General features: G+C 59.7%; 12 protein-coding genes. 3 read left to right on the top strand and 9 right to left on the bottom strand.

Going from position 1 to position 12,971, the window contains the following annotated elements; genetic code table 11:
* Nucleotides 1–192: 192 nt before the first annotated feature.
* The 8 genes from AC0ZWN_RS28380 to gcl all read right to left on the bottom strand — a co-directional run bounded on the left by AC0ZWN_RS28380 (nucleotide 193) and on the right by gcl (nucleotide 9,790).
* Nucleotides 193–1,191: a sulfate ABC transporter substrate-binding protein gene (locus AC0ZWN_RS28380; RefSeq protein ID WP_034151535.1), complete on the bottom strand. Its 999-nt coding sequence runs from the start codon at nucleotides 1,189–1,191 to the stop codon at nucleotides 193–195.
* Nucleotides 1,192–1,295: 104 nt separating this feature from the next.
* Nucleotides 1,296–2,120, bottom strand: a complete 825-nt coding sequence (locus tag AC0ZWN_RS28375; RefSeq protein ID WP_007919942.1) for an ion transporter — start codon at nucleotides 2,118–2,120, stop codon at nucleotides 1,296–1,298.
* Nucleotides 2,121–2,141: 21 nt separating this feature from the next.
* Nucleotides 2,142–3,056 (bottom strand): urea transporter, encoded by a 915-nt coding sequence (locus AC0ZWN_RS28370; protein ID WP_476337646.1) that lies wholly within the window; start codon nucleotides 3,054–3,056, stop codon nucleotides 2,142–2,144.
* A gap of 137 nt (nucleotides 3,057–3,193) precedes the next feature.
* Nucleotides 3,194–4,609: a pyruvate kinase gene (gene pyk / locus AC0ZWN_RS28365; RefSeq protein ID WP_116032412.1), complete on the bottom strand. Its 1,416-nt coding sequence runs from the start codon at nucleotides 4,607–4,609 to the stop codon at nucleotides 3,194–3,196.
* Nucleotides 4,606–5,880: a glycerate kinase type-2 family protein gene (locus AC0ZWN_RS28360; protein ID WP_476337644.1), complete on the bottom strand. Its 1,275-nt coding sequence runs from the start codon at nucleotides 5,878–5,880 to the stop codon at nucleotides 4,606–4,608. Before AC0ZWN_RS28360 ends, pyk begins: the two co-directional genes overlap by 4 nt.
* A 163-nt stretch (nucleotides 5,881–6,043) precedes the next feature.
* Nucleotides 6,044–6,937: a 2-hydroxy-3-oxopropionate reductase gene (locus AC0ZWN_RS28355; RefSeq protein WP_007919937.1), complete on the bottom strand. Its 894-nt coding sequence runs from the start codon at nucleotides 6,935–6,937 to the stop codon at nucleotides 6,044–6,046.
* Between the two features lie 156 nt (nucleotides 6,938–7,093).
* The gene (gene hyi, locus AC0ZWN_RS28350; RefSeq protein WP_095050211.1) at nucleotides 7,094–7,876 is read right to left on the bottom strand and encodes a hydroxypyruvate isomerase; all 783 of its coding nucleotides are present in this window, start codon (nucleotides 7,874–7,876) and stop codon (nucleotides 7,094–7,096) included.
* A 138-nt stretch (nucleotides 7,877–8,014) separates the two neighbouring features.
* Nucleotides 8,015–9,790: a glyoxylate carboligase gene (gene gcl / locus AC0ZWN_RS28345; protein WP_007919935.1), complete on the bottom strand. Its 1,776-nt coding sequence runs from the start codon at nucleotides 9,788–9,790 to the stop codon at nucleotides 8,015–8,017.
* Between the two features lie 268 nt (nucleotides 9,791–10,058).
* On the opposite strand from gcl, the gene AC0ZWN_RS28340 reads away from it, so the two are divergent.
* Nucleotides 10,059–10,499, top strand: a complete 441-nt coding sequence (locus AC0ZWN_RS28340; protein WP_095050212.1) for a GlcG/HbpS family heme-binding protein — start codon at nucleotides 10,059–10,061, stop codon at nucleotides 10,497–10,499.
* 212 nt (nucleotides 10,500–10,711) lie between these two features.
* On the top strand, nucleotides 10,712–11,170 hold the full coding sequence (locus tag AC0ZWN_RS28335) for an REP-associated tyrosine transposase (RefSeq protein WP_476337643.1): 459 nt from the start codon (nucleotides 10,712–10,714) through the stop codon (nucleotides 11,168–11,170).
* Between the two features lie 100 nt (nucleotides 11,171–11,270).
* Here the strand turns inward: AC0ZWN_RS28335 and AC0ZWN_RS28330 are convergent, their stop codons facing one another.
* A complete protein-coding gene (locus AC0ZWN_RS28330) occupies nucleotides 11,271–11,879 on the bottom strand; it encodes a TetR/AcrR family transcriptional regulator (protein ID WP_008083515.1) in 609 nt (202 codons plus the stop codon).
* 135 nt (nucleotides 11,880–12,014) lie between these two features.
* Between AC0ZWN_RS28330 and AC0ZWN_RS28325 the strand changes: the two genes are divergently transcribed.
* Nucleotides 12,015–12,929, top strand: coding sequence for a DUF808 domain-containing protein (locus AC0ZWN_RS28325; protein ID WP_476337641.1), 915 nt, complete (start codon nucleotides 12,015–12,017; stop codon nucleotides 12,927–12,929).
* The last annotated feature ends 42 nt before the right edge of the window (nucleotides 12,930–12,971 follow it).

Here is a 12,971-nt window from a genome sequence, read left to right as displayed (position 1 = left end):
TTATTACAATCGGATCAGGCTGCACAGTCACAACGGATATCGGACTCCGGTAGCAATGGAAGCCTTGGCAGCATGAGAAATGACCTAAACCCTATAACCGTGTCCAGTATCGTTTGACCAGATCAGGTGAGGGTAACGCGTCCACAAAAAAGGCGACCTCTGAGAGTCGCCTTTTTCATCACGGCTTAAACCTTACTGCCCACTATAAATCTGATCGAAAACCCCACCATCATTGAAGTGAGTCTTCTGCACCGTACGCCAGTCACCAAAGGTCTTCTCCACCGAAAGGAAATCAACTTTCGGGAAGCGATCGGTGTACTTCGCCAGCACCGCCGGGTCACGTGGACGCAGGTAGTTTGCCGCCGCGATCTCCTGACCTTCTGGCGACCACAGGTACTTCAGGTACTCATCCGCCGCCGCACGCGAGCCTTTCTTGTCGACCACTTTATCGACCACAGAAACCGGCGGCTCAGCCTCAGCCGAAACACTCGGATAGATCACCTCGAATTGATCACGACCAAACTCGCGGGCAATCATTTCTGCTTCGTTTTCGAAGGTCACCAGCACGTCGCCGATCTGGTTGGTCATGAACGTGGTGGTCGCCGCACGGCCACCGGTATCGAGCACTGGCGCCTGCTTGAACAGTTTGCCGACGAAGTCTTTGGCCTTGTTCTCGTCGCCACCGTTCTTCAGCACATAACCCCACGCCGACAGGTAGGTGTAGCGGCCGTTACCCGAGGTTTTCGGGTTTGGCACGATCACTTGCACGCCGTCCTTGAGCAGATCCGGCCAGTCTTTCAGGGCTTTCGGGTTGCCTTTGCGGACGATGAACACGGTGGCCGAGGTGAACGGCGCGCTGTTGTTCGGCAGACGGGTGACCCAGTTCTCCGGGACCAGTTTGCCGTTGTCGGCGAGGGCGTTGATGTCGGTGGCCATGTTCATGGTGATGACGTCAGCCGGCAGGCCATCGATGACCGAGCGCGCTTGCTTGCTCGAGCCGCCGAAGGACATCTGCACGGTGATGTTTTCGTTGTGCTCGGCCTGCCAGTGTTTCTGGAACGCAGTGTTGTAGTCCTTGTAGAAATCGCGCATCACGTCGTAGGAAACGTTGAGCAGCGTCGGGGCTGCCTGAGCGATGTTGGCCAAGGCCAGGCCGGCGGCGAGAAGTGAGGCGCCAAAGAGTTTTTTCACTGCGCATTCCTTGTTTTATCTGTGTAGGAGCAGGGGGTGATATTCAATTGCCACTGACTATAACGGCGCGCGCATAGTCGTTTAAAGATTAAAAAGCTCTTTGCTTATTCCAGTTTCTTAAACAGCGCATTGCCGCATCGCGAGCAAAACGCGGCGCCATGTTCATGGCTGTTTTTCTTGCACACAGGGCAATCGTGTTGCAGCTGTTCGCCGCGCATGGCGTTGGCCAGTTCGGCGGTGAAAATCCCGGTCGGCACGGCGATGATCGAGTAACCGGTGATCATCACCAGCGACGAAATCACCTGGCCCAGCGGGGTCTTCGGCACGATGTCACCGAAGCCCACGGTGGTCAGCGTGACGATCGCCCAATAGATGCCTTTGGGAATGCTGGTGAAGCCATGCTCGGGGCCTTCGATCACATACATCAAGGTGCCGAACACCGTCACCAGGGTGCAGACGCTGACCAGAAACACCACGATCTTCTGCTTGCTGCCGCGCAGCGCCGACATCAGATAATTGGCTTGCTTGAGATACGGGCTGAGCTTGAGCACGCGGAAAATCCGCAGCATGCGGATGATCCGGATAATCAGCAGGTACTGCGCATCGCTGTAATACAGGGCGAGGATGCCCGGCACGATCGCCAGCAAATCCACCAGCCCGTAAAAGCTGAAGGCGTAGCGCAACGGCTTGGGCGAGCAGTACAGACGCAGGATGTACTCGCCGAGAAAGATGATCGTGAAGCCCCACTCGATGTAGGCCAGCACGTCGGCATAGTTCTGGTGAATGCTGTCGATACTGTCGAGCATCACGATCACCAGACTGGCGAGGATGATCAACAGCAGGATGCCGTCGAAGCGACGCCCGGCGCGGGTGTCGCTCTGGAAAATCATCACGTAAAGCCGTTCGCGCCAACTGTTGCTGCTGTCCATGGATAACGCCTGAATCGAAGATCAGCGCAGCCTAGGTTGATTCTCCCCATGAGCGCAAGGCGCACGCTCGACGCTGGCTTTGCCGAGCATCTGAATCCCGGAGCGGATCAGCCAGCCGGCGAGGATAAACGGCGCGGTCAATGTGGCGAGGCCGACGGCGGCAAACAGCGGTGTAACCAGCAGCGCTAACACGATGCCGACTAGCGGCAGCCAGGGTTGTTGGCGTTGCGCGGAAAAGGCGAGGGCGGCGAGTACGGCGTTGTAGCTGCCGAGGCCTAAAAGTGCAGCGCTGGTTTCGTGGTGCAGCAGACTGGAGCCGAGGCCGATCGCCGCCGCCAGCAGCGCCCAGCAGAATGCACGGCGATCTGCGATCAGCAAACCGACGGCGATCAACGCGCCGGCCAGTGGATGACCAAGGAACATCACCTGACCCAAGCCGCGCAGTTCAGCGGCGAGCAGGTTCAGCGGGTTCATCTCGATGTGCGCCATCGGCGCCGACGGCTCGGCGAACAGTAGCAGGATCCAGCTCATGGCCACGAATGGTGAGGTGTAAGCCGGTACGGAGCGGCAGCTATAGACGTGTTTGAGCCATTGCTGCGTGACCATTGCGCTCAAGCCGCCAGCGGCAAGAATCAGCGGTGGCAGCATTGGCGACCAGGGGAAATACAGGCTCAGCAGCAGGCCGAGCAAAATGCCGTTGTAGCTGAACAGTCCGGCCTGGCGATCAGCCTTGGCGTAGTTTCGCCGTTGTGCGGTGAGCAATCCGGCGACGGCACCGAGCAGCGCACCGGCGAACAGCACCGGTGCTGTCAGCAGGATCGCCAACAGGCACAGCAGACCACACAGCGGATGGCGCTGAAGGAATATCTGACTGAAACCGTTGAGCAAAGCCTCGGCCCAGTCGGGGCAGTGGGTGTTGAAGTGATTGGCAGGCATGGCAGGTCATTCGATACTGATCGTTCCCACGCTCTGCGTGGGAATGCCTCAAAGGACGCTCTGCGTCTGCTCTTGGGACGCAGAGCGTCCCGGGCCGCATTCCCACGCAGAGCGTGGGAACGATCATGGTGGGGGGCTTAAATCAACGTTTCGATCCGCAGCGAGTTGGTCGATCCAGGCTGCCCGAACGGCACCCCCGCAGTGATCAGCAGCGTGTCGCCGCGCTCGGCCATACCCTGCGCCTGGGCGATTTCCAGCGCGGTGGAGCAAACCTCATCGACCTGACGCAGGCGATCGTTGACCACCGAATGAATGCCCCACGCCACGCTCAAACGCCGTGCGGTCTGCAGGTTCGGCGTCAGGTTGAGGATCGGCGCTTTCGGCCGTTCCCGCGCTGCACGCAAACTCGACGCACCGGATTCGCTGTAGTTGACCAGCACCGCCACCGGCAGCACGTTGCTGATACGACGAATCGCGCAGCTGATCGCATCGGAAACGGTCGCTTCAGCTTTCGGCCGGCTGACGTCGAGTTGGGTCTGATAATCCGGGCCGTTTTCCACCTGGCGAATGATCTTGCTCATCATCTGCACGGCTTCCAGCGGGTACTCACCGGACGCAGTTTCCGCCGAGAGCATCACCGCATCGGCGCCTTCGGCCACGGCGTTGGCAACGTCAGTCACTTCGGCGCGGGTCGGGGCAGGGGAGAAGCGCATCGACTCAAGCATCTGCGTCGCCACCACCACCGGTTTGCCGAGTTCGCGGCAGGTGGTGATGATGTTCTTCTGAATCTGCGGCACGCTTTCGGCCGGCACTTCAACGCCGAGATCGCCACGGGCAACCATGATCGCGTCGCTCAGTTCAGCGATTTCGCGCAGTTGCTCAACGGCCGAAGGCTTCTCGATTTTCGCCATCAAAAAGGCTTTGTCGCCGATCAATGCGCGGGCTTCGATGATGTCTTGCGGGCGTTGCACAAACGACAGCGCGACCCAGTCCACACCCAGTTCCAGACCGAAGCTCAAGTCACGACGATCCTTGGCAGTCAGTGGGCTGAGGTCGAGCACTGCTTGCGGCACGTTGACGCCTTTGCGATCCGACAACTCGCCGCCGTTGAGCACGGTGGTGTCGATCGCATCGTCGTACTTGGTGACCACGCGTAGACGCAGTTTGCCGTCGTCGAGCAGCAGATCCATGCCCGCTTCCAGCGCGGCAATGATCTCCGGATGCGGCAGATTCACCCGGCGCTCATCGCCCGGTGTCGCGTCCAGATCCAGGCGGAACGCCTGACCACGATGCAACTGCACCTTGCCGTCGGCGAACTTGCCGACGCGCAGTTTCGGTCCCTGCAAGTCCATCAGAATGCCCAGCGGATAGTTGAGCTGGCGCTCGACTTCGCGGATCCACTGATAGCGCTTGGCGTGGTCGGCGTGATCACCGTGGCTGAAGTTCAGGCGGAAGATGTTGACCCCGGCTTCGACCAGTTCACGGATGTCTTCGATGCCATCGACAGCAGGCCCGAGGGTGGCGAGGATTTTGACCTTTTTATCAGGCGTCATGATTTACAGCTCTCAAGGATCAGGATGGCGCGGAAGTCGTTGACGTTGGTGCGGGTCGGCTCGGTGACGATCAGCGCATCGAGCGCCGCGAAATAGCCGTAGCCGTTGTTGTTATCCAGCTCGTCGCTGGCGCTCAGGCAAAGAGCGGCGGCGCGGGCGTAGCTGTCCGGGGTCATGATCGCGCCGGCGTTGTCTTCCGAGCCGTCGATGCCGTCGGTGTCACCGGCCAAGGCGTAAACCCCGGGCTGGCCTTTGAGGCTGTCGGTGAGGCTAAGGAGGAACTCGGCGTTGCGCCCGCCACGGCCATTGCCGCGCACGGTCACGGTGGTTTCGCCGCCGGAGAGAATCACGCACGGTGCCGCCAATGGCTGGCCGTGATGGATGATCTGGCGGGCGATACCGGCGTGGACCTTTGCCACTTCGCGCGATTCGCCTTCGAGGTCGCCGAGGATCAGCGTGCTGAAACCGGCCTGACGGCATTTCACCGCCGCAGCGTCCAGTGATTGCTGAGGGCGAGCGATCAACTGGAAGTGGCTGCGCGCGAGGGACGGATCGCCGGGTTTGACGGTTTCCGACTCAGGGCTTTGCAGCCAGGTGCGCACTGAGGCCGGAATCTCGATGCCGTAGCGTTTGATGATCGCTAGCGCTTCGGCGGAGGTGCTTGGATCGGCCACGGTCGGGCCGGAAGCGATGACCGTGGCGAGGTCGCCCGGTACATCGGAAATCGCGTAGGTGTAAACAGTGGCAGGCCAGCAGGCCTTGCCCAGACGGCCGCCCTTGATCGCCGAGAGGTGCTTGCGCACGCAGTTCATCTCGCCGATGGTCGCGCCGGATTTGAGCAGGGCTTTGTTGATCGATTGCTTGTCGGCGAGGGTGATGCCTTCGGCCGGCAACGCCAGCAGGGCAGAGCCGCCACCGGAGAGCAGGAAGATTACGCGGTCGTCCTCGGTCAGGTTGCTGACCAGTTCCAGCACGCGTTTGGCCACGGCCAGACCGGCAGCGTCCGGGACGGGATGCGCGGCTTCGACCACTTCGATTTTTTCGCACGGGGCGCCGTGACCGTAACGGGTCACCACCAGGCCAGACACGTCACCTTCCCAGCAGCGCTCGACCACTTGTGCCATGGCAGCAGCGGCTTTGCCGGCACCGATGACGATCACCCGACCGCTGCGATCAGCAGGCAAATGGGCTTCGAGGACCTGGTTCGGATGGGCCGCGTCGATGGCTGTGGCAAACAGCTCGCGCAGCAGTTGTTGCGGATCGACCGACATGGCGGGCTCCCAATCTTATTGTTCTTGGTTAATGCTGATGATCGTTCCCACGCTCTGCGTGGGAATGCCTCAATGGACGCTCTGCGTCCGCTTCGGCAGGGACGCGGAGCGTCCCGGGCTGCATTCCCACGCAGAGCGTGGGAACGAGCGACGGGGCAGTGGCTTATTTGTTGTCGCGAATCGAGAAGTTGGCCATGTGCTCCAGACCCTTGATCAGCGCCGAGTGGTCCCAGTTGCTGCCACCGATGGCCGCGCAGGTGCTGAACACTTGCTGGGCGTTGGCGGTGTTCGGCAGGTTGATGTTCAGCTCTTTGGCGCCTTGCAGGGCCAGGTTCAGGTCCTTCTGGTGCAGGCTGATGCGGAAGCCTGGATCGAAAGTGCCTTTGATCATGCGCTCGCCGTGCACTTCAAGAATCTTCGAGGAGGCGAAACCGCCCATCAGTGCTTCACGCACCTTGGCTGGATCGGCACCATTTTTCGAAGCGAACAGCAGGGCTTCAGCGACGGCCTGAATGTTCAGGGCGACGATGATCTGGTTGGCGACTTTGGCGGTCTGACCGTCGCCATTGCCACCGACCAGAGTGATGTTCTTGCCCATGGCCTGGAACAGCGGCAGAGCGCGTTCGAAGGCATCGGCGTCGCCACCGATCATGATGCTCAGAGTCGCGGCTTTGGCGCCGACTTCACCACCGGACACCGGTGCGTCGAGGTACTGCGCGCCTTTCTCGTTGATCTTGGCGGCGAACGCCTTGGTCGCGGTCGGCGAAATCGAGCTCATGTCGATGACGATTTTGCCTTTGCTCAGGCCGGCGGCAACGCCGTCGGCGCGGAACAGTACGTCGTCGACCTGCGGGGTATCCGGGACCATGACGATGATGAATTCAGCTTCCTGCGCCACTTCGCGCGGGTTGGCCAGGGCGACGGCGCCAGCGGCGACCAGGTCGGCCGGGGCGGCGTCGTGGTGCGCCGACAGGAACAGGCTGTGACCGGCTTTCTGCAGGTTCGAAGCCATTGGGTGGCCCATGATGCCGGTGCCGATAAATCCGATTTTAGCCATGAGAAAATCCTCTTGTTTTTGTCTTGCTCAAGCAAATAGGGGGAAGCTGTTGCCTTTATGTAGGAGTGAGCCTGCTCGCGATTCAGGCGCTGAGGTACATCAGGTGTACCGAGGTGAATTCATCGCGAGCAGGCTCACTCCTACAGGGGATCTGCGTCAGATTGCGTTATGGGTTTTCAGCCAGCCGAGGCCTGCTTCGGTGGTGGTCAGCGGCTTGTATTCACAGCCCACCCAACCCTGATAACCGATGCGATCGAGGTGTTCGAACAGGAACCGATAGTTGATTTCACCAGTGCCTGGTTCGTTGCGCCCCGGGTTGTCCGCGAGCTGCACATGGTTGATCTCGCCCAGGTGCGATTGCAGGGTGCGGGCCAGATCGCCTTCCATGATTTGCATGTGATAGATGTCGTATTGCAGGAACAGATTGGCGCTGCCGACCTGCTCGCGAATCGACAGGGCTTGCGCTGTGTTGTTCAGGTAGAAACCCGGAATGTCGCGGGTGTTGATCGCTTCCATCACCAGTTTGATGCCCGCTGCCTGCAGCTTGTCGGCGGCGTATTTCAGGTTGGCGACGAAGGTCTTTTCCACGGTGGCATCGTCAACGCCTTGCGGACGAATACCGGCCAGGCAGTTGACCTGGGTGTTGCCCAGCACTTGCGCGTAGGCAATCGCCAGATCGACCCCGGCGCGGAACTCTTCAACCCGATCCGGCAGGCACGCGATACCGCGCTCGCCCTTGGCCCAGTCACCGGCCGGCAGGTTGAACAGCACTTGGGTCAGACCGTTGGCGTCGAGCCTGGCTTTGATTTCAGCGGAGCTGAAGTCGTACGGGAACAGGTACTCGACACCGCTGAAACCAGCCTTGGCGGCGGCGTCGAAACGGGCAAGGAAATCCTGTTCGGTGAACAGCATGGACAGGTTGGCTGCGAAACGCGGCATGGTGGTCTCCCGTTCTAGATTCTCGTTCCCACGCTCTGCGTGGGAATGCCTCAATGGACGCTCTGCGTCCGCTTTGGGACGCAGAGCGTCCCGGGCTGCGTTCCCACGCAGAGCGTGGGAACGATCAGCGGTCAGCAGTTAATCAAGCAGCGAAATCGCCGTTGGCGCATCGTTGCCGACCAGCGCCAGGTCTTCGAATTCGTTGACGGCGTTGATCTCGGTGCCCATGGAGATGTTGGTCACACGCTCCAGAATGATCTCGACGATCACCGGCACCTTGAACTCTTCGATCATCTGTTCGGCCTTGCGCAGGGCAGGGGCGATTTCCGACGGTTCGAACACACGCAGCGCCTTACAGCCGAGGCCTTCAGCCACTGCGACGTGGTCAACACCGTAACCGTTGAGTTCCGGCGCGTTCAGGTTATCGAAGGACAGCTGCACGCAGTAGTCCATTTCGAACCCGCGCTGCGCCTGACGGATCAGACCCAGGTACGAGTTGTTCACCACGACGTGGATGTACGGCAGTTTGAACTGAGCGCCGACCGCCAGTTCTTCGATCATGAACTGGAAGTCATAGTCCCCCGACAGGGCCACGACTTTCCGGCTCGGATCGGCCTTCACCACGCCCAGCGCTGCCGGAATGGTCCAGCCCAAAGGGCCGGCCTGGCCGCAGTTGATCCAGTGACGCGGCTTGTAGACGTGCAGGAACTGCGCGCCGGCAATCTGCGACAGACCAATGGTGCTGACGTAGCAGGTGTCCTTGCCGAACACCTGGTTCATTTCTTCGTAAACGCGCTGTGGTTTCACCGGCACGTTGTCGAAGTGGGTCTTGCGATGCAGGCTGGCTTTGCGCTGCTGGCAGTCTTGCAGCCAGGCACTGCGGTTTTTCAGCTTGCCGGCGGCTTGCCATTCACGTGCCACTTCGATGAACACGGTCAGTGCTGCAGCGGCGTCGGAAACGATGCCCAGATCCGGCGTGAATACACGACCGATCTGCGTGCCTTCGATGTCGACGTGAATGAACTTGCGACCTTCGGTGTAAACGTCAACCGAACCGGTGTGACGGTTGGCCCAACGGTTACCGATCCCCAACACCACGTCGGATTTCAGCATGGTCGCGTTGCCGTAACGGTGCGAAGTCTGCAGGCCAACCATGCCCACCATCAGCGGGTGATCGTCCGGGATAGTGCCCCAGCCCATCAGGGTCGGGATCACCGGGATGCCGGTCAGTTCAGCGAATTCAACCAGCAGATCGCTGGCGTCGGCGTTGATGATGCCGCCGCCGGCCACCAGCAATGGACGCTCAGCCTGATCCAGCAAAGCCAAAGCCTTCTCGACCTGAACGCGGGTCGCAGTCGGTTTGGCCAGCGGCAGCGGCTGGTAGGCGTCGATGTCGAATTCGATCTCGGCCATCTGCACGTCGAACGGCAGGTCGATCAGCACGGGGCCAGGACGGCCGGAGCGCATTTCAAAGAACGCTTTCTGGAACGCGTAAGGCACTTGGCCCGGTTCCAGAACAGTGGTCGCCCACTTGGTGACTGGCTTGACGATGCTGGTGATGTCGACAGCCTGGAAGTCTTCCTTGTGCATACGGGCGCGGGGTGCCTGGCCGGTAATGCAGAGGATTGGAATCGAGTCGGCCGAGGCGCTGTAGAGCCCGGTGACCATGTCGGTACCGGCAGGGCCGGAAGTACCGATGCACACGCCGATGTTGCCGGCCTTGGTGCGGGTGTAGCCCTCGGCCATGTGCGAGGCGCCTTCAACGTGGCGAGCAAGGACGTGATCGATGCCACCGACCTTCTGCAAGGCGGAGTACAGCGGGTTGATGGCAGCGCCCGGGATGCCAAAAGCGGTATCAACCCCTTCACGGCGCATCACCAGAACGGCGGCTTCGATTGCTCTCATTTTGCTCATGGTTTTGTGCCTCTTTACGTTTTGTAATTGTATACAAGTGGCTTTGCGCAGAGTGTATTCACGGCGGACGGCGCAGGTCAATCCATTTTCTCAAGCGCCTGTTTCATTCGTCGGAAGCCTGTCGGACTGTGGCTTTTCGTCGCATGTGACGCTTTTCGAGAATTATTGTATACAAAAAAATAACTCATTGTGTTCTATTTGTTGCATCGGCCTGCGGCAGAAAACCGCAGGCCCACGACTTTCCCTATAACAAAATGAGGACGGCACCATGAGCGCTTTAACCTTGAAAGTCGCAGTCAACTTGGTCAACCAAGCCATCACTGCAGGGCGCGGCATCAACGCCGCGCCGCTGACCATCGCGGTACTCGATACCGGCGGCCACCTGATCACCCTGCAACGCGAAGACGGCGCCAGCCTGCTACGTCCGAACATCGCCATCGGCAAAGCCTGGGGGGCGATTGCCCTGGGTAAAGGCTCACGCCTGCTGGCACTGGATGCACAACAACGCCCGGCGTTTATTGCCGCACTCAACAGCATGGGCCAAGGCAGCGTCGTGCCGGCACCGGGTGGTGTGTTGATTCGGGATCAGGCGGGGAATGTGCTGGGCGCGATCGGCATCAGCGGGGATTTGTCGGATATTGATGAGCAGGTGGCGATCAGGGCGGTGGAGGCGTTGGAGTTGCGGGCGGATGCGGGGGTGGCTGCCTGAATCTGCGTTGATTGAATAACTGCTATCGCGAGCAGGCTCGCTCCTACGGGGATTTGTGTTCAGACACAAAATGTTTGAACACCCCTGATCCCCTGTAGGAGTGAGCCTGCTCGCGATTGCTATCTACCAGACACATCCTGTCAACAGTTGACCGCTCCATTTGTCTTTCCCGGTACTAGCCTTTTCATGACCTGATCACAGAGGGCAAAGGAATGCCGGATCTACCTGCTGCACATAAATTGCGAGTCGGGCGCTATACCGAAGTCAGTCGAATCTATCTGTTAACCAGCACCACTTATCAACGAAAGCCGATTTTCACGAATTTTGCCTTGGGAAAATTGGTCGCTGATCAATTCCGAAACGCGCAAGATTCGGGGCTGGTGAGCTCATTAGCCTGGGTAGTCATGCCAGATCATTTCCATTGGCTGATTGAATTGCGACGAGGTTCATTGAGTGAGGTGATGCAAAAAACCAAATCGCTGAGCACCAAGGCTGTCAGGCACGCTTCCGGTGGAAACAGCGTTCTCTGGCAGAGAGGGTTTCATGACCGCGCGCTGAGACGGGAAGAAGACTTGGTGAGGATGGCGCGTTATGTCGTGGCCAACCCCTTGCGGGCCGGGCTGGTGGAGAAGCTTGGCGACTATCCGCTGTGGGATGCCATTTGGGTTTGAGCTGAAACCGAGTCGCCTCGATCGCGAGCAGGCTCACTCCTACAGGGGAACGCATTCCAAATGTGGGAGCGAGCCTGCTCGCGAAGCGGTCACCGCGGTCTTACTGATCCGGCTCACACCCCTTCAACACCAACCGGATTATCGTCTGCGCCGCCGCTTCATAATCTGCCTCGTCCAGCTTGTCCTTGCCGGTCACCGCAGAAATCTGCCAGTCGAAGTCGGCGTAGGTCTGGGTCGCGGCCCAGATGCTGAACATCAGGTGATTAGGGTCGATCGGGGCAATTTGCCCGCGGTCGATCCAGCTCTGGATGCAATCGATGTTGTGCTTGGCCTGGCCGTTGAGTTGCTCGACCAGGTCGGCGCTGAGGTGTGGGGCGCCGTGCATGATTTCGCTGGCGAATACTTTCGAGGCGAAGGGCAGGTCGCGGGAGATGCGGATTTTCGAGCGGATGTAGCCGCTCAGCACTTCGCTCGGTACGCCGTCCGGATTGAACGGGGTCGAGGCCTGCAAAATCGGCACGATGATGCTTTCCAGAACCTCGCGGTAGAGGTTCTCCTTGGACTTGAAGTAGTAGTAGACATTGGGCTTGGGCAATCCCGCCTTGGCGGCGATGTCGCTGGTTTTGGTCGCAGCGAAGCCCTTGTCGGCAAACTCCTCACTGGCGGCACGCAGGATCAGTTCTTTGTTGCGCTCGCGGATTGTGCTCATAAACCCGGTGGTTCCTTGCCTGTTCTGGCGGTTGCGCATGGTAGCACCGGCCTCGCGCAGCGCTCAAGAATGCCCCGTGTGGTCTGTGGTCGCGTTATGCTTCGCACCATTCATACATAAAAGGAAACAGGATTCATGGCAGGAAGCAGTTTGCTGGTGCTGGTCGACGATATTGCCACTGTGCTGGATGACGTGGCGTTGATGAGCAAAATGGCCGCCAAGAAGACCGCCGGCGTACTGGGCGATGATCTGGCGCTCAACGCCCAGCAGGTCTCCGGCGTGCGTGCCGAACGGGAAATCCCCGTGGTCTGGGCCGTGGCCAAGGGTTCGTTCGTCAACAAACTGATTCTGGTGCCGTCGGCGCTGGCGATCAGTGCGTTCGTGCCGTGGCTGGTGACACCATTGTTGATGGTCGGCGGTGCGTATCTGTGCTTTGAGGGTTTTGAGAAGCTTGCGCACAAGTTTCTGCACAGCAAGGCTGAAGACGAGGTCGAACATGCGCAACTGACTGAGGCGGTAGCCGATCCGGCGACCGATCTGGTGGCGTACGAGAAAGACAAGATCAAAGGCGCGATCCGCACTGACTTTATCCTCTCCGCAGAAATCATCGCGATCACCTTGGGCACCGTGGCTACTGCTTCGCTGACTCAGCAAGTGATCGTCATGTCCGGTATCGCGATTGTGATGACGGTGGGCGTGTATGGACTGGTGGCGGGCATCGTCAAACTCGACGACCTCGGCTTGTGGCTGACGCAAAAGCCTGGGCAGTTGGCGAAGAAAATCGGCAGCGCCATTCTCAGTGCCGCGCCGTACATGATGAAAACCCTGTCGGTGGTCGGCACGGCGGCGATGTTCCTGGTCGGCGGCGGCATCCTCACCCATGGCGTGCCGATCGTGCATGACTGGATTGAAGGCGTTGGCGCAGCGGCGGGGAGTGCCGGGTTTGCGGTGCCGATGTTGCTCAATGGCGTGGCGGGGATCATCGCTGGTGCTGTGGTGTTGGCGGTGGTTTCCGTTGTCGGCAAAATCTGGAAAGCCCTGAAAAACTGACATTCAACACAAAACCCTTTGTAGGAGTGAGCCTGGCCGCCC

The organism is Pseudomonas sp. 3B-A001-10F, assembly GCF_056313565.1.
The sequence above is the reverse complement of the archived record's forward strand: the minus strand, read 5'-3'. Positions and strand labels throughout refer to the sequence as shown.